The organism is Aeromonas sp. 602396 (assembly GCF_049173735.1).
GTDB lineage: Bacteria > Pseudomonadota > Gammaproteobacteria > Enterobacterales > Aeromonadaceae > Aeromonas > Aeromonas veronii_A.
Map to the genome: position 1 here is coordinate 36993 of NZ_JAAKSD010000020.1, position 20114 is coordinate 57106.

At 60.1% G+C, this 20114-nt stretch carries 15 protein-coding genes; 4 read left to right on the plus strand and 11 right to left on the minus strand.

Translation table 11 applies throughout. The annotated features are described in order from the left end of the window. Nucleotides 1–17: 17 nt before the first annotated feature. From G5229_RS19385 to G5229_RS19430, 10 genes are all read right to left on the minus strand, one after another. On the minus strand, nucleotides 18–1322 hold the full coding sequence (locus tag G5229_RS19385) for an NAD(P)/FAD-dependent oxidoreductase (protein ID WP_421210094.1): 1305 nt from the start codon (nucleotides 1320–1322) through the stop codon (nucleotides 18–20). Between the two features lie 159 nt (nucleotides 1323–1481). Then, nucleotides 1482–2561, minus strand: a complete 1080-nt coding sequence (fbaA, locus tag G5229_RS19390) for a class II fructose-bisphosphate aldolase (RefSeq protein ID WP_005340963.1) — start codon at nucleotides 2559–2561, stop codon at nucleotides 1482–1484. 115 nt (nucleotides 2562–2676) lie between these two features. Further along, nucleotides 2677–3840, minus strand: a complete 1164-nt coding sequence (locus G5229_RS19395) for a phosphoglycerate kinase (protein WP_005340965.1) — start codon at nucleotides 3838–3840, stop codon at nucleotides 2677–2679. Between the two features lie 61 nt (nucleotides 3841–3901). After that, on the minus strand, nucleotides 3902–4912 hold the full coding sequence (gene epd, locus G5229_RS19400) for an erythrose-4-phosphate dehydrogenase (protein WP_201914803.1): 1011 nt from the start codon (nucleotides 4910–4912) through the stop codon (nucleotides 3902–3904). A gap of 60 nt (nucleotides 4913–4972) precedes the next feature. Next, nucleotides 4973–5902 (minus strand): ROK family protein, encoded by a 930-nt coding sequence (locus G5229_RS19405; RefSeq protein ID WP_421210096.1) that lies wholly within the window; start codon nucleotides 5900–5902, stop codon nucleotides 4973–4975. 111 nt (nucleotides 5903–6013) lie between these two features. Continuing rightward, entirely contained in the window at nucleotides 6014–7081 is a 1068-nt protein-coding gene (gene hemE, locus G5229_RS19410) for a uroporphyrinogen decarboxylase (protein ID WP_104016644.1), read from the minus strand. Between the two features lie 180 nt (nucleotides 7082–7261). After that, a complete protein-coding gene (gene nudC / locus G5229_RS19415; RefSeq protein WP_421210098.1) occupies nucleotides 7262–8041 on the minus strand; it encodes an NAD(+) diphosphatase in 780 nt (259 codons plus the stop codon). Nucleotides 8042–8286: 245 nt separating this feature from the next. Then, nucleotides 8287–11451, minus strand: a complete 3165-nt coding sequence (gene putA, locus G5229_RS19420) for a bifunctional proline dehydrogenase/L-glutamate gamma-semialdehyde dehydrogenase PutA (RefSeq protein WP_421210100.1) — start codon at nucleotides 11449–11451, stop codon at nucleotides 8287–8289. A 313-nt stretch (nucleotides 11452–11764) separates the two neighbouring features. Continuing rightward, entirely contained in the window at nucleotides 11765–12370 is a 606-nt protein-coding gene (locus G5229_RS19425) for a TIGR04211 family SH3 domain-containing protein (RefSeq protein WP_005335443.1), read from the minus strand. A 146-nt stretch (nucleotides 12371–12516) separates the two neighbouring features. Further along, complete coding sequence (locus tag G5229_RS19430) at nucleotides 12517–13266, minus strand: potassium channel family protein (protein ID WP_266135366.1); 750 nt, start codon at nucleotides 13264–13266, stop codon at nucleotides 12517–12519. A 100-nt stretch (nucleotides 13267–13366) separates the two neighbouring features. Between G5229_RS19430 and G5229_RS19435 the strand changes: the two genes are divergently transcribed. Continuing rightward, nucleotides 13367–14617 (plus strand): methyl-accepting chemotaxis protein, encoded by a 1251-nt coding sequence (locus G5229_RS19435; RefSeq protein ID WP_421210103.1) that lies wholly within the window; start codon nucleotides 13367–13369, stop codon nucleotides 14615–14617. Between the two features lie 140 nt (nucleotides 14618–14757). On the opposite strand, the gene gltX is transcribed toward G5229_RS19435, so the two are convergent. Further along, on the minus strand, nucleotides 14758–16173 hold the full coding sequence (gltX, locus tag G5229_RS19440) for a glutamate--tRNA ligase (RefSeq protein ID WP_076360502.1): 1416 nt from the start codon (nucleotides 16171–16173) through the stop codon (nucleotides 14758–14760). A 274-nt stretch (nucleotides 16174–16447) separates the two neighbouring features. Between gltX and G5229_RS19445 the strand changes: the two genes are divergently transcribed. From G5229_RS19445 to G5229_RS19455, 3 genes are all read left to right on the plus strand, one after another. Further along, nucleotides 16448–18550 carry a methyl-accepting chemotaxis protein gene (locus G5229_RS19445; RefSeq protein WP_421210105.1) on the plus strand — a complete coding sequence of 701 codons (2103 nt, stop codon included), beginning with the start codon at nucleotides 16448–16450 and terminating at the stop codon, nucleotides 18548–18550. A 99-nt stretch (nucleotides 18551–18649) separates the two neighbouring features. After that, complete coding sequence (locus G5229_RS19450) at nucleotides 18650–19318, plus strand: LysM-like peptidoglycan-binding domain-containing protein (protein ID WP_103250429.1); 669 nt, start codon at nucleotides 18650–18652, stop codon at nucleotides 19316–19318. Between the two features lie 274 nt (nucleotides 19319–19592). Continuing rightward, a complete protein-coding gene (locus G5229_RS19455) occupies nucleotides 19593–19802 on the plus strand; it encodes a cold-shock protein (RefSeq protein ID WP_005338972.1) in 210 nt (69 codons plus the stop codon). Nucleotides 19803–20114: the final 312 nt, after the last annotated feature.

Here is a 20114-nt window from a genome sequence, read left to right on the forward strand (position 1 = left end):
CAGGCTGATAATCGGAGTCAGAAGATATCCTTCATCCGGTGCCACAGCATCCCCAGTGCCAGCAGCGGAGAGCGCAGCGCCGGGCCACCGGGGAAGGTGATGTGAGGCACGCTGGCGAAGAGATCGAAACCCCGGCTCTCGCCGCGGATCGCCTCGGCTACCAGCTTGCCCGCCATATGGGTGGCGTTGAGACCGTGCCCCGAGTAGGCCTGGGCATAGAGCACATTGGGATGCTCCTTGAGACGGCCAATCTGCGGCAGCCGGTTGGCGCCGATCCCGATCATCCCGCCCCACTGGAACTCGATGGCGGTACCAGCCAGCTCGGGGAAGACCCGCAGCATCTTGGGCAGCATGAAGGCCTTGATATCGCGGGGATCCCTTCCCGAGTAGTTACAGGCCCCGCCGAACAGCAGACGACCGTCGGCGGAGAGGCGGTAGTAGTCGAGGGCCACGTTCTGATCGCACACCGCCATGTTTTGCGGCAGCAAGCGCTGGCGCAAGCGGCGATCCAGCACCTCGGTAGCGAGAATGTAGGAGCCCGCGGGCAGCACCCGCCCTCCCAGCTCCGGATTGAGGTCGTTGAGGTAGGCGTTGCAGCCGATCACCAGATAGTCAGAGGTGACCCGACCATGAGCCGTGGTCACCTCGACCTGCTTGCCGTAATCGATATGGGTCACCCGGGAGTGTTCAAACAGGGAAACCCCGAGGCTGGCTGCGGCGCGCGCCTCGCCGAGCGCAAGATTGAGAGGATGCAGGTGGCCGGAGCCCATGTCGATAAGGCCGCCGATATAGCGATCCGATCCCACCACGCTATGGATATCTTCCCGCGGCACCAGTTTGAGTTCGTGCTCATAGCCGAGGCTCGCCAGATGCGCGAGATCCTCTTCGAAACCGGCCAGATGACGCTGACGGGTCGCGAGGTCGCAGTAGCCCCAGGTGAGATCGCACTCGATGTTGAAGCGTTCGACCCGCTCGCGCACCAGCTGCACCGCCTCCAGCCCCATCAGGTCGAGTTCGCGCACCCCATCCTCACCAATCCAGCGGGCAAACTGGCTGGTATCGTGGCCGATACCGCGAATAAGCTGACCGCCGTTGCGCCCGGAGGCGCCCCAGCCGATGCGGTTGGCCTCCAGCAGCACCACCTTGTAGCCCGCATCAACCAGATTGATGGCGGTGTTGAGGCCAGTAAAACCGCCGCCGATAATGCAGACATCCGCTTTCAGCTCGGCCTCGAGTTCCGACCACTGCTGTGGATCGTTGCGGGTCGCCGCGTAGTAGGAGGCGACGTGCTCCTGATATCCGTTGTGCTTTCCTGCCTGCATACTCAGCATCCTGCCTTGGTTGCAAATTGTTTAATAAAATAAGCAAAGTTGTTTCGATAATACCCAGTTCCTCCTCCACTCACCAACCGGTGCGGATCACAGAAATGCAAAAGGCGCCCTGAAGGGCGCCTTTTCATGCAATCAAGGTGCTGTAACGAATTACAGTACGTCGATGGCGTTCAGGTCGGAGAATGCTTTCTCCAGACGAGCGATCATGGAAGTCTGACCTTCACGCAGCCATACGCGCGGATCGTAGTACTTCTTGTTCGGCTTGTCGGCGCCTTCCGGGTTGCCCAGCTGGCCTTGCAGGTAAGCTTCGTTCTTCTTGTAGAAGTTCAGCAGACCTTCCCAGGTTGCCCACTGGGTGTCGGTGTCGATGTTCATCTTCACTACGCCGTAGGAGATGGACTCGCGGATCTCTTCAAGAGTGGAACCTGAACCACCGTGGAATACGAAGTCCAGAGACTTGGCTGGAACGCCAAACTTCTCGGAAACGTACTTCTGGGAAGCGTCCAGGATGGACGGGGTCAGCTTGACGTTACCCGGCTTGTATACACCGTGTACGTTACCGAAGGAGGCAGCGATGGTGAAACGCGGGCTGATCTTGGACAGACGCTCGTAAGCGTAAGCAACATCTTCCGGCTGGGTGTACAGAGCGGACTGATCCATGTGGCTGTTGTCGACACCGTCTTCTTCGCCACCGGTGCAACCCAGTTCCAGCTCCAGAGTCATGTTCATCTTGGCCATGCGGGTCAGGTACTCGCAGCAGATGTCGATGTTCTCTTCCAGAGACTCTTCGGACAGATCCAGCATGTGGGAGGAGAACAGCGGCTTGCCGGTTTCAGCAAAGTGCTTCTCGCCCGCTTCCAGCAGACCGTCGATCCACGGCAGCAGCTTCTTGGCAGCGTGGTCGGTGTGCAGGATTACCGGCACGCCGTAGGCTTCGGCAACAGCGTGAACGTGCTTGGCACCAGAGATGGCACCCAGGATGGCAGCTTTCTGACCTTCTAGCTTCAGACCCTTACCGGCGGTGAACACGGCACCACCGTTGGAGAACTGAACGATAACCGGCGCTTTAACCTTGGCAGCAGCTTCCAGTACGGCGTTCACGGAGTCGGTACCAACGCAGTTTACGGCCGGCAGAGCAAAGCCGTTCTCTTTAGCGATGGCGAACACTTTCTGAACGTCATCACCAGTGATCACGCCGGGTTTTACGAAGTCGAAAATTTTCTTAGACATGTTTAATCGTCCTGTCTCGTATGCCGTTAATAAAAAATGGGGGGTTCATCATGAACCGGCACAGCGGGCACATGATAAACGAAACGGGAGGCTTTTGCCCCCCGTTCCGGGTCAATTAGGCTTTGGCGCGCTGTTCCAGAATCGCAACAGCCGGCAGAACCTTGCCTTCTACGAACTCCAGGAAGGCGCCGCCGCCAGTGGAGATGTAGGAGACTTTGTCAGCGATGCCGAACTTGTCGATGGCAGCCAGGGTGTCACCACCGCCAGCGATGGAGAAGGCCGGAGAAGCAGCGATGGCTTCAGCGATAACCTTGGTGCCTTCAGCGAACTGGTCGAACTCGAACACGCCAACCGGGCCGTTCCACAGGATGGTCTTGGCGTTCATGATGATGTCAGCCAGGGCCTTGGCAGAATCCGGGCCGATGTCGAAGATCATGTCGCCGTCAGTCACATCGTTAACAGACTTGATGGTCGCCGGAGTGGACTCGGAGAACTCGGCACCTACAACCACGTCGGTGGTCACAGGAATGTTGGTCTCGGCAGCCAGTTTCTTGGCGGTGTCGATCAGGTCGTGCTCGCACAGGGACTTGCCGACGTTGTGACCGGCAGCAGCGATGAAGGTGTTGGCGATGCCACCACCGACAACCAGCTGGTCAGCGATTTTGGAGAGGGATTCCAGAACGGTCAGCTTGGTGGAGACCTTGGAGCCGCCAACGATGGCAACCATCGGGCGCTCGGGCTTCAGCATGGCTTTGCCCAGGGCTTCCAGTTCACCCGCCAGCAGCGGACCAGCACAAGCGACCGGAGCGAACTGGGCAACACCGTAGGTGGAACCTTCGGCGCGGTGAGCAGTACCGAACGCATCCATTACAAAGACATCACACAGGGCGGCGTATTTTTTGGCCAGCTCTTCGGTGTTCTTCTTCTCGCCTTTGTTGAAGCGGCAGTTTTCCAGCACAACCAGCTCACCGGCAGCGACTTCTACGCCATCCAGGTAATCCTTGGCCAGGCGAACCGGGCAGGACAGAGCGTCTTTCAGATAGTTGACAACCGGAGCCAGGGAGAATTCTTCGTTGTATTCACCCTCGGTCGGACGACCCAGGTGGGAGGTGATCATCAGCTTGGCGCCCTTTTCCAGAGCCAGCTTGATGGTCGGCAGAGTCGCAACGATACGTGCATCGGAGGTGACCTTGCCGTCTTTTACCGGTACGTTCAGGTCAGCACGGATCAGAACGCGTTTACCCGCCAGATCCAGGTCAGTCATCTTGATAACAGACATATTCAGTCCTCTATATTTTCCAGGTAATGTTAAAAACAGTAACCTTTCGCCCGGGGCAGGCTCAGCCTGCGGCCATCATGGCCCGGGTGGTATCCAGCATCCGGTTTGCGAAGCCCCATTCGTTATCGCACCACATCAACATCTTGACGAGGTTGGCATCGCTCACCCGGGTCTGGGTACCATCAATGATGCAGGAGTGTGCATCATGATTGAAGTCTACGGAGACCAGCGGTTCTTCCGTGTAATCCAGAATACCGTGTAATGTACCTCTGGATGCCCGTTGCAGGGCTTGATTTACGTCACTAACTGTCACTTTTTTACGAACAGTAATACTGAGATCCATCGCTGTTACATTGATGGTCGGCACCCGCACCGCGATCGCCTCGAACTTGCCGGCGAAGTGGGGCAGGATACGCTCCAGCCCCTTTGCCAGCTTGGTGTCCACCGGAATGATGGACTGACTGGCAGCGCGGGTTCGGCGCAAGTCACTGTGGTAGGCATCGATGACTTGCTGATCATGCATGGCCGAATGAATTGTCGTAATAGTACCACAATTTATCTCGAATTCTCGATGCAATGTTTCAATCACCGGCACCACGCAGTTGGTGGTACAGGAGGCGTTGGAGACGATCCGCTCCGCTCCGGTGAGGGTATGATGGTTGACCCCGTAGACCACGGTGGCATCCACATCGGCATCCGCCGGGTGGGAGAAGAGCACCTTGCCCGCCCCCGCCGTCAGATGCAGCTCGGCATCGGCCCGCGAGCCAAACACCCCGGTGCAATCGAGCACCACATCGACCCCCAGCGCCCGCCACGGCAGCTTTGACGGATCCCGCTCGGCAAACAGAGAGATAAGATCCTCCCCCACCAGCATGCTGTTGCCCGCCAGTTGCACCGGATGGTGGAACCGACCGTGACTGGTATCGTAACGGGTCAGGTGCACCATGGCCTCGGGGGCCGCCAGCTCGTTGATGGCGACGATCTTGATGGTCTTGTCGCGCCCGCTTTCATAGAGGGCTCGCAACACGTTGCGACCGATCCGCCCGTAACCATTGATGGCAATCTTGATCATCGAGAATCCGTTTCCTTGAACCAGCAACAGGGCGGCGCACCGGCCGCCCGGGAGCCCCGGCTACGACAGCAGGGCCTCCTTGAATTCACCGCGGGCCAGCAGTGCGGCCCCGAATACCCCGGCACTGTCACCAAGGGCAGGAGCAATAATGGGGGTTGCGAAGCGGGGATTAAAGAGGAAGGGCAAAATTGTCTGCCGTCCGGCGCTGTAAAGGCTCTGCACATTGCCCACCCCGCCACCGATGACGATCACATCCGGGTCGAGAATGTTGACCACGTTGGCCAGCGCCTGACCAAACAGCAGATGCAGCCGGTCGATGGTGAGCTTGGCCACATGATCGTGAGCCGTGGCGGCCGCGATTTGGGCAAGCGAGAGGTGGCGCTTGGCCTTGGCTTCGTACCAAGCCTCCAGCGCCGGACCGCTGATCAGGGTCTCGACGCAGCCACGCTTGCCGCAGTAGCACTCGGGGCCATCAGGGGAAAGCACGTTATGGCCCCACTCACCGGCGATGCCGTGATGGCCGTTGAGGATCTGGCCGTTGATGACGATGCCGGAGCCGACCCCGGTGCCCATGATGATGCCGAACACCACTTTCGCATCGGGATGGTGCTGGCGCACTGCACCGAGATGGGTTTCTGCCAGCGCGAAGCAGTTGGCGTCGTTGGCGATCAGCACCGGCACGCCCAGCTTGCGCTCCAGATCCTCCTTGAACGGCTTGCCGTTGAGCTCGGTGGTGTTGCAGTTCTTCATCAGGCCGGTCTGCGGATCCCGCGCCCCCGGCGTGCCCATGCCGATGACGGTCGGGCGCTGGCCAATCTTCTCGGCACACTCAGCTACCAGCTTGGCGATCTGGCCGATCATATGGTCATAACCGCCAGCCCGCTCGGTGGGGATGCGGTGGCGCAGCAGCACCTCGTTACCATCCAGCACCACGCATTCGCACTTGGTACCACCAAGATCGATACCCCAATCCAGTGACTTGCTGCTCATCTTGCCTCCTGCACTGGCGCCACATTCTCGTCGTTGCAGCGCCTATTTCAATGTAAAACGGGGCCTGACGGCCCCGGATTTCAAACAAACTCTTCTTCTCTCGCCCCGGCCTTAGCGACCGTGGTACTGGGCAGAGAGCTCGTGTACCGCGTTGACGAACACGCCAGCGTGTTCCGGGTTCACATCCTGATGGATGCCGTGGCCGAGGTTGAAGACGTGGCCATTGCCGTGACCGAAACCGGCCAGAATGGAGGCGACCTCTTCACGGATGCGAGCCGGAGTGGCGTAGAGCATGGAGGGATCCATGTTGCCCTGCAGCGCCACCTTGTCACCGACCCGACGCTTGGCGTCGGCAATGTCGGTGGTCCAGTCCAGACCCAGCGCATCGCAACCGGTGGCGGCAATCAGCTCCAGCCACTGACCGCCGTTCTTGGTGAACAAGGTGACCGGCACGCGGCGACCGTCGTGCTCGCGGATCAGGCCATCGACAATCTTGTGCATGTACTGCAGGGAGAAGTCGCGGTAATCGCGCGGGGTGAGCACGCCGCCCCAGGTGTCGAACACCATGACCGCCTGTGCACCCGCCTTGATCTGGGCGTTGAGGTAGGCAATCACGCTGTCGGCCAGCTTGTCGAGCAGCAGGTGCAGGGTTTGCGGCTCTGCGTACATCATCTGCTTGATCTTGGTGAACGCCTTGGAGCTGCCCCCCTCCACCATGTAGGTGGCCAGGGTCCATGGGCTGCCGGAGAAGCCGATGAGCGGCACTTCGCCCTTCAGCTCGCGGCGGATGGTGCGCACCGCGTTCATCACGTAGCCCAGCTCATCTTCCGGATCCGGAATGGGCAGCGCCTGCACGTCGGCCATGGAGGTGATCGGACGCTCGAAGCGCGGGCCTTCACCCTGCTCGAAGTAGAGACCCAGCCCCATGGCATCGGGTACGGTGAGAATGTCGGAGAAGAGGATGGCGGCATCGAGCGGGTAGCGGCGCAGCGGCTGCAGGGTGACTTCACAGGCCAGCTCGGCATTGCGGCACAGGGACATGAAATCCCCCGCCTGGGCGCGAGTCGCCTTGTATTCCGGCAGATAGCGCCCTGCCTGGCGCATCATCCATACCGGCGTCATGTCTACATCCTGACGCAGCAAAGCGCGCAGGTATCGATCGTTCTTCAGCTCTTTCATCCCAGTTCCTGAATTCATATCACGCATAAAATGGCGGTCATAATACCACTTTGCCCAGTCAAGCGGACTGCCCAAAACGTGGCAAATGGGTGATCGGTTGCAAAGATGTGAAGGGGCGCAAACCAGAGCGCCCCGTTTTTAAAAAGAGGTGCAAAAAGGTTGGCGAAAAGATAAGCGCCGTTACCCCTCGCCAGCCAGTGACAACTCGATCAGCCGCCGGGCGATGGTGCCGTGAGGCGGCAAACGCGGCAGCCGGTCGGCAGCAAAGAAAGCGGCTGCGACCAGTTCGTCATCCTGCACCTTGATCTCGCCGCTCTCGTAGTCGGCGGTAAAGCCCATCATCAAGCTGTGAGGGAAGGGCCAGGGCTGGCTCGCCACATAACGCACATTGCGCACCCGGATGCCGCTCTCCTCGAACACCTCCCGTGCCACGCACTGCTCGAGGTTCTCTCCTGCCTCCACGAAGCCGGCCAGCACGGTATACATGGGATCGTCCGCCTGATAGTGACGGCGATGGGCTGCCAAGAGGATCTCCGGCCCCTTGCGCACCGCCACTATGATGCAGGGGGAGATGCGCGGATAGACGCTGTGCCCCTGCTGGCACTCCTGTGCCCACTCCCCCATCTTCGGGGTCATGGGGGCGCCGCACTCGCCGCAGAAACGGTGGGTGCGGCGGAAGGTAACGAGCTGCCAAGCGCGGCCCGCGAGACGAAAGCCCTCCTCGTCCCCCGCCACCATCAGCTGGCGCAGGGGGGCCATCATAGTCGTGTCGGCCTCAGCCCCCAGATCCAGCAGATAACAGGGCAGCCCCTGCCACTCATCAAAACGCTCGAAACGGGCACCGGCCAGCGCTGCGGGCAGGCACGCCTTCACGCCGCTCGGCACCTGACCCGCCTCATCGAGCAGGATTTGATGGTCACCCGCCACGACAAACCAGCGGGCTTGTTCAGTTAATGACATCGGATAAACACTCTCGTTAAGTCAGATTAAACAACGCCACGGTCACAGCAGGCTGCAGCAGGGGCAAAATAGCGCGAATGGGCCCCATCTTACGACTGGCAAGCGCCACTGACGACCCCGCCGCCACAACAAAATCGCCTCCGATCTTCGTCCCGCCGGGGCCAAAACCGGCGAGCAAGAGGAGCACATCAACAAAGAGGCCGCCCGAAGGCGGCCTGCTGTCAGTCGTTCTTTCGCTGCACCGATCAGGCATCGCCCATCGCCAGCAGGGAGGCGTTACCGCCCACTGCCGTGGTGTTGATGGTGCGGGTCTTTTCAGTGACGAAGCGGCTCAGGTAGTGGGGGCCACCCGCCTTGGGACCGGTGCCGGAGAGCCCCTGCCCGCCGAACGGCTGCACCCCGACCATGGCGCCGATCTGGTTGCGGTTGATGTAGACGTTGCCCACGTTGATGCGGCTCGCCAGCTCCTCCGCGTGGGATTCATTGCGGCTGTGGATCCCGAGCGTCAGGCCGTAGCCGGTACCGTTGATGTCGCTGATCACCTTGTCCAGATCCCGGGTGGCGTAGCGCACCACGTGCAGGATGGGGCCGAACTGCTCCTTGGCCAGCTCACGGATGGAGCCGATCTCCAGCGCGGTCGGCTGGACAAAGTGCCCTTCCATAGTCGCGGCCGGCATCGGCGCCTGGGCAATCAGGCGAGCGCGGGGCACCATGTAGGCGAGGTGAGCATCGAGACCGGCCTTGGCATCGGCATCGATCACCGGGCCGACGTCGGTGTTGTGCTCGGCCGGGTTGCCCACTTTCAGCTCCTGCATGGCGCCGGTGAGGATCTCCAGCACCCGCTCGGCGATCTCCTCCTGCAGGTAGAGCACCCGCAGGGCCGAGCAGCGCTGACCGGCGCTCTGGAAAGCAGCGCTCACCACGTCGCGCACCACCTGCTCCGGCAGGGCGGTGGAGTCGACGATCATGGCGTTCTGACCGCCGGTCTCGGCGATGAGTGGCAGGATGGCGCCATCGCGCTGGGCCAGAGTCATGTTGATGAGCTTGGCGGTCTCGGTGGAGCCGGTGAAGCAGACGCCGCCGATGCGCGGATCCGCCGTCAGCTTGGCGCCGACGGTGGCGCCATCACCGGGCAGCAGCTGCAGCACGTCGCCCGGAATACCAGCCTGATGGGCCAGCGTCACCGCCAGATGGGCGATAAGGCCGGTCTGCTCCGCCGGTTTGGCGATGACGGTGTTGCCGGTGGCCAGCGCAGCTGCGATTTGGCCGAGGAAGATCGCCAGCGGGAAGTTCCACGGGCTGATGCAGACAAACACCCCGCGCCCCTGCAGGAACAGCTCGTTCTGCTCGCCGGTGTAACCGGGCAGCAGGGTCGCCTGCCCCATCAGGCTGCGGGCCTGCACCGCGTAGTAGCGGCAGAAATCGACCGCTTCACGCACCTCGTCGATGCCATCTTGCAGCAGCTTGCCCGCCTCGCGGGTACAGAGGGAGACGAACTGCTCGCGGTTCGCTTCCAGCAGATCCGCCAGCTTCTCCAGCGCGGCAGCACGCTCGCTCACCGGGGTTTCACGCCAGCGCGGGAAGGCAGAGTGGGCAGATGCCAAGGCCTGCTCCACCGCCTGCTCGTCGGCCCAGTGGATCTTGCCGACGGTGAGGCTCACATCCTGCGGGCTCAGCACGGTACGTGCCTCGCTGCGCTTGAGGGTCTCGCCATCGACGATGGGGCCCGCCAGCCACTGCTTGCTCTCCAGCTCTTTCAAGCGGGCGAAGAAGGGGCGCTGGATGGAGAGGATGTTCATGTTGACGCCGCTGGAGTTCTTGCGGTCGGTGAAGAGGTTCACCGGCTGCGGAATGCGGTCGTTGGCAAAGCCGGAGTAGCGCTTGAGGGTGCGCAGCGGGTGCTCGGCCAGCGAGTCCACCGGGGTGTTGGGATCCACCAGCTTGTGGACGAAAGAGGTGTTCGCCCCGTTCTCCAGCAGGCGGCGCACCAGATAGGGCAGCAAGTCCTTGTGGGCGCCGACCGGCGCGTAGATGCGGCAGTGCAGACCGGGATTGTCGCTCAGCACGGCGTTGTGCAGCTCCTCGCCCATGCCGTGCAGACGCTGGAATTCAAACTGGCGATCACCGGCCATCTCCAGAATGCTGACCACGGTATTGGCGTTGTGGGTGGCGAACTGGGGGGCGATAAAGCCGCGGGTCGGTTCGCTCAGCAGGTAGCGGGCGCAGGCGAGGTAGGAGATATCGGTGCCCGCCTTGCGGGTAAAGAGCGGGTAGCCGGGCAGGCCCGCCTGCTGGGCATATTTCAGTTCGCTGTCCCAGTAGGCGCCTTTTACCAGTCGCACCGGAATGAGGTCACCCTGCTCGCGAGCCAGTGCGGTCAGCCAGCAGAGTACCGGCAGGGCGCGCTTGGAGTAGGCCTGCACCACCATGCCGAGCTTGCCCCAGCCACGGTTGGCATCGGAGCGGTAGAGCTGCTCGAACAGATCCAGCGACAGCTCGAGTCTGTCCATCTCCTCGGCGTCGATGCTGATGGCCACATCCTTGTCGCGGGCGAGACGCACCAGCCCCACCAGCCGCTCGCACATTTCGCCGAGCACCCGTTCGCGGTTGGCCACGTCATATCGCGGATGGAGTGCCGAGAGCTTGATGGAGATGGAGGGGGCCGGGCCGCCGTCGCTGACCCGCTCGTTGCCCACCGCCTCGATGGCGTTGCGGTAATCGGTCAGATACTTGTCGGCATCCTGCATGGTCAGCGCAGATTCACCCAGCATGTCGTAGGTATGGGTGTAGCCCAGCTCGCGGGATTTGCGGCTCGCCTTGAGCGCCTCCTTCATGTCGCGCCCCAGCACGAACTGCTTGCCCATGATCTTCATGGCGGCATACATGGCGGATCGCACCACCGGCTCCCCCAGCTTGTTGACCATGCGCCCCAGCAGGTTGGCCGGGTTGCCGTCGAGCTTTTTGTCGAGCTTGATGATCTTGCCGGTCAGCATCAGCCCCCAGGTGGAGGCGTTGACCAGAGTAGAGTCGCTCTTGCGGAAATGAGATGACCAGTTGGCGCCGGAGAGCTTGTCCTTGATCAGGGCGTCAGCGGTCTCGGCATCGGGAATGCGCAGCAGCGCCTCGGCCAGACACATCAGGATAATCCCCTCCTGAGTATCCAGGCTGTACTCCTGCAGGAAGGCGTCGATACCGTCACCGGAGCCGCTCTCCTTGCGCACCTTGGTCACCAGAGTACGGGCATGCTGGGTCACCTGCTCCAGCGAGGCACCATCCCCCGGCAGCATGGCCGACAGTTCGGCCAGATAGGCATTTTCATCCACCACGTAGTTTTGGGTGATGGCTTCGCGCAGGGCGGCCAGATCAGAGGGGATATAGTCAGCGGCAAGTACTTGAGTAGCTTTGAACATATGGGGTCTTCCTGTACGCCCTAAGGCTGATATCGACAAAGGCGGTCGCGCCGCCGAAACGCCGACAATGTATACAATATCCTCCCCTATATGAAATGAATTTGTTGCCACTCTTTAACAAAGATCGCTAATTCACCCTATTCATTCCCTTTTGAAGCCAGCCCGCCAATAAACATGAGGGTCATCTGACTTCATTTTGTATACGATCTGCCACCGCTCTATCGCAAAGCAGCCACCCATCCCCCCAATACGCCCCAAAAAAAGAAGGGCCGCCACGGCGACCCTTCTCAGCAATTCATTCAGCCAGATGCTGTCAGTTCATCCAGCGATCGCCGCGGCTGCGACGACGGGGCAGCATCGGCAGCAGGATGCCAAGCAGGATACCGGCACCGACCATGGCTCCACCACGGATAAACCAGTCCATCTGCATGTCGTGCTCCTGGTTGTCGTAGCTCTGGGTCAGGGCATCATTCTGCTCTTTGAGATTGCTCATCTCCTCACCCTGACTGACCAGCTGGGCCTTGAGAGCAGCGATCTCCTTGCTCTGGGCGGCGATCTGGCCATCCTTCTCGGTGAAGCGTTTCTCGTTGTCACCGTTGAGGTTCTGCAAGCGATCTTTAAGCTCATCGCGCTCTTTTTCCACCTGGGGCAGACGCTCGCGCAGGCTGATCTGGCTCTGCAGTTCGCTGTTCTTGATCCACCCCTCGCGGCCACGACCGTCCACCACCTGGGTGAAACCGGCCTCGCTGTTCACCGCCTTTACCTCCAGCGGTTCACCAGCCTTGACGCTGCCAAGGATCCGGTACTGGGTACCCGGGCCATTGTGGATATAGGTAAAGATGTTGTCTGAAACATAACGGGTATCGGCCAGTGCCTGTTGGGCACACAAGCAGATCAAAATCCCGAGAAGGGCGCGCATGGTCGATCGGTTCTCTTTTTCTGGTGTGGACAAGAGGTTGAATGTTAAGCCGCCAGCAGGCTAAAGGACAAGCAAAGAAAAAGCAGCTCCCCCCGGATATAAAGCGCGGAGTTGCGAGTCACCTCGCAACTTGCCCGCCCTTGGCCTCACTTGTTTTTCAGCTCCCGCACCTCGCTGCGCAGGGCGCGGATCTCTCGCAGCAACTCCTCTTGCTGGTTGTTGTAGTGATGACGCCACTTGTCGGTCTCGCTCTCCTTGGCAGGCTGCAAAAAGATACTGGCCATAAAACCGCTTATGGCACCAAACAGACCGACCCCGAACAGGATCAGCAGGCTGGCGACAAAACGCCCCTCCTCGGTCTTGGGTACCAGATCGCCATAGCCCACGGTCGACAGGGTCACCAGCGTCCACCAGAAGGCGTCATAGGGGGTCTCAATCTGGCTGCCGGGCTGGCCAGACTCAATCCAGTACATGACGCCGGAGCCCAATCCCAGCAGCAGGACGAAGAGGAAGAGGATGCCGGAGAGGGTGGTCTCGTTGCGCTCGCGACGGAACATGGCCCAGAGATCCGGGTGCTCCTTGAACAGTTGATAGACCCGCCACAACTGGAGCAGTCGGGCCCAACGCAGCTGCTCCACCATCGGCAGACTACCCGGCAGATAGAACCAGTTTGCCTTGAAGTAGGCTTTGCGGTCTGGAGCACGGATCCAGCCATAAGCAAAATGCGCGAGGAAGAAGTAGCAGATCAGACTGTCCAGGTCATAGAAGAGCTGCAGGGTCTGGGGAGTCAGGGTTTCGTGGCCCCACCAGCGGGCCGTCACCAGCAGAACCGAGACAATCGACAGAAATGCCATCAGCAGATCCATCGCCCGTAGATGAGTTAAGTGATGTCGCATACATTTTCCAACTTTAAGCACAGTGCGAATTAATAAAAGAGAAGATAATGCCGATAGCCTTGAGGGCAAAGGAAAAGCGATATTCAAAGGAGATTTTACGATGCAGTTGAACCTGCTGGAGAAGCGGATGAGCAACATTCGGCTGGTGCCGAAAGTGGTGTTGCTGATGGTGGTGAGTACCATTTTGCTACTGACCAAACTCTGGTTTGATACCAACAATCTGGAGACCACCCTGCTCAGCGAGGGGCTTGATCCGGACAAAGCCAACGCCATTGCCGACCGCCTGCTCTGGAGCGGCCTGATGGAGACCACCATCATGGGGCTGCTGTTCGTGATCCTGCTGATGACCGGTTCCCGCCTGATGGTCAAGCAGGTGCACTATCTGGTGGATCTGCTGGAGCGCTTCGCCAAGCGGGATCTCAGTCACAAGGTGTTGCTCAAATCTCAGGATGAATTCGGTGACATCGCCAAGGCGGTCTCCCACTCGCAGGAGAACCTCAAAGCAGTGTTTAACAACCAGCGCGCCGCCTGCAAGGAGCTCAACGACATCGCCTCTCAGGTCACCCTCTGCATGGAGGAGGCCAACGAAGCGATCAACGAAGAGTTCACCCAGATCGAACAGCTGGCGAGCGCCATGAGCCAGATGGTCGGCGCCATTCGCGAAGTGGCTGCCCATGCGGATCAGGCCTCTCACGCCACCGCCGAAACCAGCCAGCTGGCGGAAGAGGGAAGCCGCTGCGTCGCCGATACCGTCAGCACCATCGACACCCTCTCCGGCAACATCCAGCGCTCCGCCACCGTGGTCAACGAGGTGGAGCAGGGGGTCGAGCGCATTGGCTCTGTGGTCGACACCATTCGCGGCATCTCGGAGCAGACCAACCTGCTGGCACTGAACGCCGCCATCGAAGCGGCTCGCGCCGGTGAAGCGGGTCGTGGCTTTGCCGTGGTGGCCTCCGAAGTGCGCGAGCTGGCCAACCGGGCTCAGGCCGCCACCGTCGAGATCCAGAAGATGATCGAACAGCTGCAGGGCAATGCCGGTCAGGCCGCCGAACTGATGGCCCAGAGCGTGCGCCAGGCCGACAAGGGGGTGGAACAGGTGACCCAGGCCGGTACCCAGCTCGCCACCATAGTGCAGCGGGTACAGGGTGTCGCCGACATGAACCGCCACATCGCCGCCGCCTCCGAGCAGCAGAGCTCGGTCGCCGAAGAGATGCGCGGCAATCTGGAACAGGTCAAGCAGATTGCCGAAGGCTCCGTCGTGGTGCTGCGCGAGCTGCAAGAGGCCTCCGAGCTGGTCGAACAGCACAGCAAGGAGCTCGACAGCCAGATCCACTCCTTCAAGCTCGCCTGACTGCTCGCCCTGGTCGGGCATGACCGCGTTGTGCCCTGCCGCCGCTCCCGGCCATAAAAAAATCCGAAACCAGTGGTTTCGGATTTTTTCTATCGGACAAAGGGCAGGCTCGGCTATCGCTTTGCCCACTCTTGCACAACTTACTCGGCAGCCATACGGGCTTCGATGTAAGCCAGTGCGCGGTCGATACGCGCCAGTACGCGCTCCTTGCCCACCAATGCCATTACGGCGTCGATGGCAGGGGATTGACCCAGACCGGTGACGGCCACACGCAGCGGCATACCAACCTTGCCCATGCCCTGACCCAGCTCGGCGGCAGTGGCTTCAATCAGCTCGTGCAGCGCTTCGGTAGTCCAGCTATCCAGTGCAGCCAGCTTGGTTTTGGCCAGAGCCAGCGGCTCGGCAGCGACGCCACGCAGGTGCTTCTTAGCGGCCGCCTCGTCAATGGCTTCGTACTCTTCGAACAGATAGCGGCTCTGGGCGGCCATCTCGACCAGGGTGTTGCAGCGCTCGGCCAGCAGGGTGACCACGTCGGCCAGCGCCGGGCCATTGCTGGTGTCGATCTTCTGGTTTTCCATGTGCCATGCCAGATGCTTGGCAACATAGGCCGGATCCAGGCTGCGCATGTAGTGGTTGTTCAGCCACAACAGCTTGTCGGTGTTGAAGGCGGAGGCAGACTTGGAGATGGCATCCAGGCTGAACAGCTTGATCATCTCTTCCAGGCTGAAGATCTCCTGATCGCCGTGGGACCAGCCCAGACGCACCAGATAGTTCAGCAGCGCTTCCGGCAGGTAGCCGTCGTCGCGGTACTGCATCACGGAGACTGCACCGTGGCGCTTGGAGAGCTTGGCGCCATCGTCACCCAGGATCATGGATACGTGGGCAAACTCAGGTACCGGCGCGTTCAGCGCCTTGTAGATGTTGATCTGGCGCGGGGTATTGTTGATGTGGTCTTCACCTCGCACCACGTGGGTGATCTCCATATCCCAGTCATCGACCACTACGCAGAAGTTGTAGGTCGGCGCGCCGTCGGTACGGCGGATAATCAGATCGTCTAGCTCGGTGTTGGCGAACTCGATGCGGCCACGGACGTGGTCATCGAACACCACGGAACCTTCGGTCGGGTTGCGGAAGCGGATCACGTGCGGCGCATCGGCAGGGTGATCGTGGGCGTGGTCGCGGCACTTGCCGTCGTAACGGGGCTTCTCGCCGTTGGCCATCTGGCCTTCGCGCAGTGCTTCCAGACGCTCTTTGGAGCAGTAGCACTTGTAGGCGCGGCCATCGGCCAGCATCTCGTCGATCAGACCGTTGTAGCGATCGAAGCGCTTGGTCTGGTAGTAGGGGCCCTCATCCCAGTTTAGCTCCAGCCATTCCATGCCCTCAATGATGGCGTCGATCGCCTCCTGAGTGGAACGTTCCAGGTCGGTATCCTCAATACGCAGCACAAACTCACCGCCCTGGTTCTTTGCAAACAACCAGGAATAGAGTGCGGTACGGGCACCGCCGACATGCAAAAAGCCGGTCGGGCTGGGAGCAAAACGGGTTTTGACTTTCATCTTTAAGCCTTGTGTAGAGGGCCTTGGGCCAATTCGTTAGAAAAAACCGTCGCATTTTAGCACCGACAATCACGGATGGGAAAACCATGACGCCATTGCGGGCTAAAGTAGGGGATTAAATCTGTCGCCATTTGCATCTGTAGCCCGATATTTGAAGAGGATCGCAAAACAGAAGCCTCGTTTCCGATTTGCTATGCACAATGCTGGAGAGCTGCCTCCTCCGGTCGATACCCAAATAACGCTCACCACACTTCTCACGAACAAGGAAGAGACGATGCAGTTCCGTTCTATCCAGAATCGCATTCTAGTGATGGCCGGGATCGCCATGACCGCAGCCCTGGTCATCCTGATCCTGCTCAACCAATACTCCGGCCAACAGACCCAACAACTCACCATCAGCTCCAGCCGTGAAGCGCTGCAGCAGGAGGCATGGCAGAAGGTCAGCGCCAATGCCCGTGCCGAGGCGGCCACCATCACCCAACTGCTGCAAAAAGGACTCTCCTACACCCAACAGATGGCCAGCGCCCTCGCCCTGCAACAACAGGGCAAACTGCCGCTGGATCGCCAGCAGGCCACCGACCTGCTCAAGGCACAATTGGCGTTGGAGCCCCAGCTCTATGGCGCCTTTGCCGGCTTCGAGCCCAACGGTTTCGACGGTCAGGATGCCAGCTTTGCTGGCCAGAGTGCGCTGGGCAGTGATGACAAGGGGCGCTTCGTGCCCTACTTCTATCGCGACAAGGATCAAATCGGCACCGATCTGCTGCTCTCCATCGAAAAAACCGACCCGGACGAATTCGGCAATCCCGCCAACGACTACTACGCCTGCCCGAAACGGGAAGGGCGCTCTTGTCTGATCGATCCCTTCAAGGTGGATATCAACGGTCAGCAGGTGCTGGTGAGCACTATCACCACCCCCATCATGGTGAATGGTCAGTTCAAGGGGATCGCCGCGCTGGATCTGGCGGTGGACTCCATCAGCCGTCAGGCCAAGAGCCTCAACAGCAATATCTATGACGGCAAGGGCGAAACCCTGATCGTCAGCGCCGCCGGTGTCATCACCGGCACCAGCGGTGATGCCAGCCTGCTCGGCAGCAGCGCAAGTAAGGTGCTGGGCAACCAGTGGCAACAGTACCTGAAACCGGAAGTTCAGCGTCAGGAGCTGGACGAGTCATTCCGTATTTCCGTCCCCATCATGGTGCCGGGCATGAGCCGCAACTGGGCCATCATCGTCACCCTGCCCTACAAGGTGGTACTGGCGGGGGCCGATCAACTGGAAAGCCAGCTGAGCGACATGAACCAAGCAGCCATGACCCAGCAATTGGTGGGCGCCGTTATCGTACTGGTGCTGGCGCTGGCCACCATGCTGGTGATTGCACGCAGCATCACAGGCCCCATCCGTCAGATGGTCAGCCTGGTGGATGACATCGCCGATGGTGAAGGGGATCTCACCAAACGCCTCACGACCCGCTCGGTGGATGAGCTGGGGGATCTCGCCAAGGGGATCAACCGCTTTATCGACAAGCTGCAAGGGTTGCTCGGGGATGTGCTCAAGACTGCCAGCGAGGTGAACCGCTACGCCGGTGACACCGATCGCATTGCCGGTCAGACCGACAACAATCTGCAGCATCATCAGGCCGAGATGGAGCAGATGCTGACCGCGGTACAGGAGATGTCCTACGTCAGTCAGGAGGTCGCCACCCACGCCAACAATACCGCCGACTCGGCTAAACAGGCGCAAAGCGCTGCCGATCAGGGCAAGGAGCGCTTCCAGCAGGTGATCCAGTCGATGCACAAGGTCGCGGCAGAAGCCGGTAAAGGGGCCGAAGTGGTGGAAGGGCTGGCTCACGACAGCGCCCAGATCACCAGCATCCTCACCGTCATTCAGGGAATTGCCGACCAGACCAACCTGCTGGCCCTCAACGCCGCCATCGAGGCTGCCCGGGCTGGCGAACAGGGCCGCGGCTTTGCGGTAGTCGCCGACGAGGTGCGCAAACTGGCGGGCAATACCCAGCAGGCGGTACAGAACACCCAGGAGTTGATCGAGAAGATCCGCCTCAGCTCCACCAATGCAGTCAACGCCATCACCCAGAGCCAGCAGCTGACCCATCAAGCGGTGGGCGAGGCGGATCTGGCGGAAGAGGCGCTCGGCAGCATCTACCAGGCCATCTCCACCATCAACGACATGACCTATCAGATCGCCTCCGCCGCCGAAGAGCAGAGCTCGGTCTCAGAAACCGTCTCCGGCAACCTGTCAAAAACCAACGCACTGGCCAACGACATTGCTCAGGATGCGACCGAAACGGCCAAAGCCAGTCAGGCATTGCGTCAGGCGGCCGACAAATTGCAGCAATTACTGGGTCAATTTCGTCTCAGCTGATAATTTTCCGCCTCAGGACTCTCCCCCTCGGGGGCGAGTCCGTTTACCATAGGCGACGAATTTGCCTGATGGCAGGCAATGTAGTGAGAGGTAAATGCCGTGCCCACCCCGGACCGTCGCCCACGAGGCCATAACAGACGAGCCCAGCAGCGTCGCCAAGACGAATCACAAGGATCCCTGCTCCATCGCATCAATGCCGCGACCCTGTCCCTGCGCCAACGTTTTGGCCAAGGGATGAGCAACCTCGGCCAACGTCGCCAGGATGCCAAAGCAGGCAAATTCAAGCTGTCCAGCCCGCTGCCGCGTAAAAACACCATAGGTCTGCTGATCCTGATCCCGCTCTGGTTGCTGGTGCTGGCCTGGGAGCCGGCACCATCCGCCCCCAAAGCCGCCCCTTCCGGCTCGCTGGAAGTGCCGCTGGCCGTGCCTGCTCAAGCTCTAACTGTCGGTAATGGCGCGGCAGGTAGTGCCCCCGCGGCAGCCAAGCCGGTCGAAGAGAAGGTCAACGGTACCTGGCTGCAACACGATGTGCAGGCGGGTGAGACCCTCTACTCCATCTGGCGCAAATTCGAGTTGCCGGGTGCCGAGCTGAGCCGCCTGATCGCCATCGAGGGGCCGGATCGCCCCCTGACCCGCCTGCAATCGGGCCGCTCTATCTTCATCCTGGTGGACGACACCCGCCGCATCCAGCGGGTGGAGATCCGCTCCTACGGTCAGGCGGTTTACCGCTACGACCGGCAGGGCGAAGGGTTCGCCCTCAAGGAATAACAAAAACGGGAGGCGCTGGCCTCCCGTTTTTTTCAGTCAAATCTCTACAAATAAGCTACTGACTTCACAATATTTTTAGCTTGTTCAAAAAACGAAAGGGGTCAAATTGACAAGGATCGGCGCTAACGTACAATCGTTTGTGCTTTAGACAGGGATTGTTCTACGTGCTACTGGGACAAAGAGACGTGGTCAGTCATGAGCCAACCCCTGCTTGCAAGGCAAATGCAGCCCAGCACGGGCTTAGTTTCATTTTGTTATTGATAGGATTTAGCACATGTCTGACATTCGCACCGGCCAGGTAAAATGGTTCAACGAAACCAAGGGTTTTGGCTTTATTGAACAATCCCAGGGTCCGGACGTATTCGTTCACTTCTCCTCCATCCAGAGCACCGGTTTCAAAACCCTGGCTGAAGGTCAAAAAGTCCAGTTCACTGTGACCCAGGGCAAAAAAGGCCCTCAGGCTGAAAACGTTACTCTGGTCTAAGCCCGCGCCAGTGAATCATGCAGGAGGAGCCAAGGCCCCTCCTCTTTTTTGCCCGCAATTCTCGCCTTCCACCACCTGTCACAACCGCTTGCCTCGTACAATCCGCACAATGAGCCCACATCCCTTTCCTGTTGGCAGGAGGTGGTAGAGACACGCCTAGTAAACGCCAGATACGACAAAGCATCGCAGCGCGATGTGAGGGGCAATTCAAAGGGATTATGAAAACTTCGAAGAGAGATTGGAGCGGGAAACGAGACTCGAACTCGCGACCCCGACCTTGGCAAGGTCGTGCTCTACCAACTGAGCTATTCC

Coding starts and splice junctions, on each gene's coding strand:
- putA (WP_421210100.1), bottom strand. CDS start 11,451: ATGTTCAAAGCTACTCAAGTACTTGCCGCTGACTATATCCCCTCTGAT.
- G5229_RS19430 (WP_266135366.1), bottom strand. CDS start 13,266: ATGCGACATCACTTAACTCATCTACGGGCGATGGATCTGCTGATGGCA.
- hemE (WP_104016644.1), bottom strand. CDS start 7,081: ATGAAAGAGCTGAAGAACGATCGATACCTGCGCGCTTTGCTGCGTCAG.
- gltX (WP_076360502.1), bottom strand. CDS start 16,173: ATGAAAGTCAAAACCCGTTTTGCTCCCAGCCCGACCGGCTTTTTGCAT.
- G5229_RS19385 (WP_421210094.1), bottom strand. CDS start 1,322: ATGCAGGCAGGAAAGCACAACGGATATCAGGAGCACGTCGCCTCCTAC.
- fbaA (WP_005340963.1), bottom strand. CDS start 2,561: ATGTCTAAGAAAATTTTCGACTTCGTAAAACCCGGCGTGATCACTGGT.
- G5229_RS19455 (WP_005338972.1), top strand. CDS start 19,593: ATGTCTGACATTCGCACCGGCCAGGTAAAATGGTTCAACGAAACCAAG.
- G5229_RS19395 (WP_005340965.1), bottom strand. CDS start 3,840: ATGTCTGTTATCAAGATGACTGACCTGGATCTGGCGGGTAAACGCGTT.
- G5229_RS19405 (WP_421210096.1), bottom strand. CDS start 5,902: ATGAGCAGCAAGTCACTGGATTGGGGTATCGATCTTGGTGGTACCAAG.
- G5229_RS19445 (WP_421210105.1), top strand. CDS start 16,448: ATGCAGTTCCGTTCTATCCAGAATCGCATTCTAGTGATGGCCGGGATC.
- G5229_RS19435 (WP_421210103.1), top strand. CDS start 13,367: ATGCAGTTGAACCTGCTGGAGAAGCGGATGAGCAACATTCGGCTGGTG.
- G5229_RS19425 (WP_005335443.1), bottom strand. CDS start 12,370: ATGCGCGCCCTTCTCGGGATTTTGATCTGCTTGTGTGCCCAACAGGCA.
- epd (WP_201914803.1), bottom strand. CDS start 4,912: ATGATCAAGATTGCCATCAATGGTTACGGGCGGATCGGTCGCAACGTG.
- nudC (WP_421210098.1), bottom strand. CDS start 8,041: ATGTCATTAACTGAACAAGCCCGCTGGTTTGTCGTGGCGGGTGACCAT.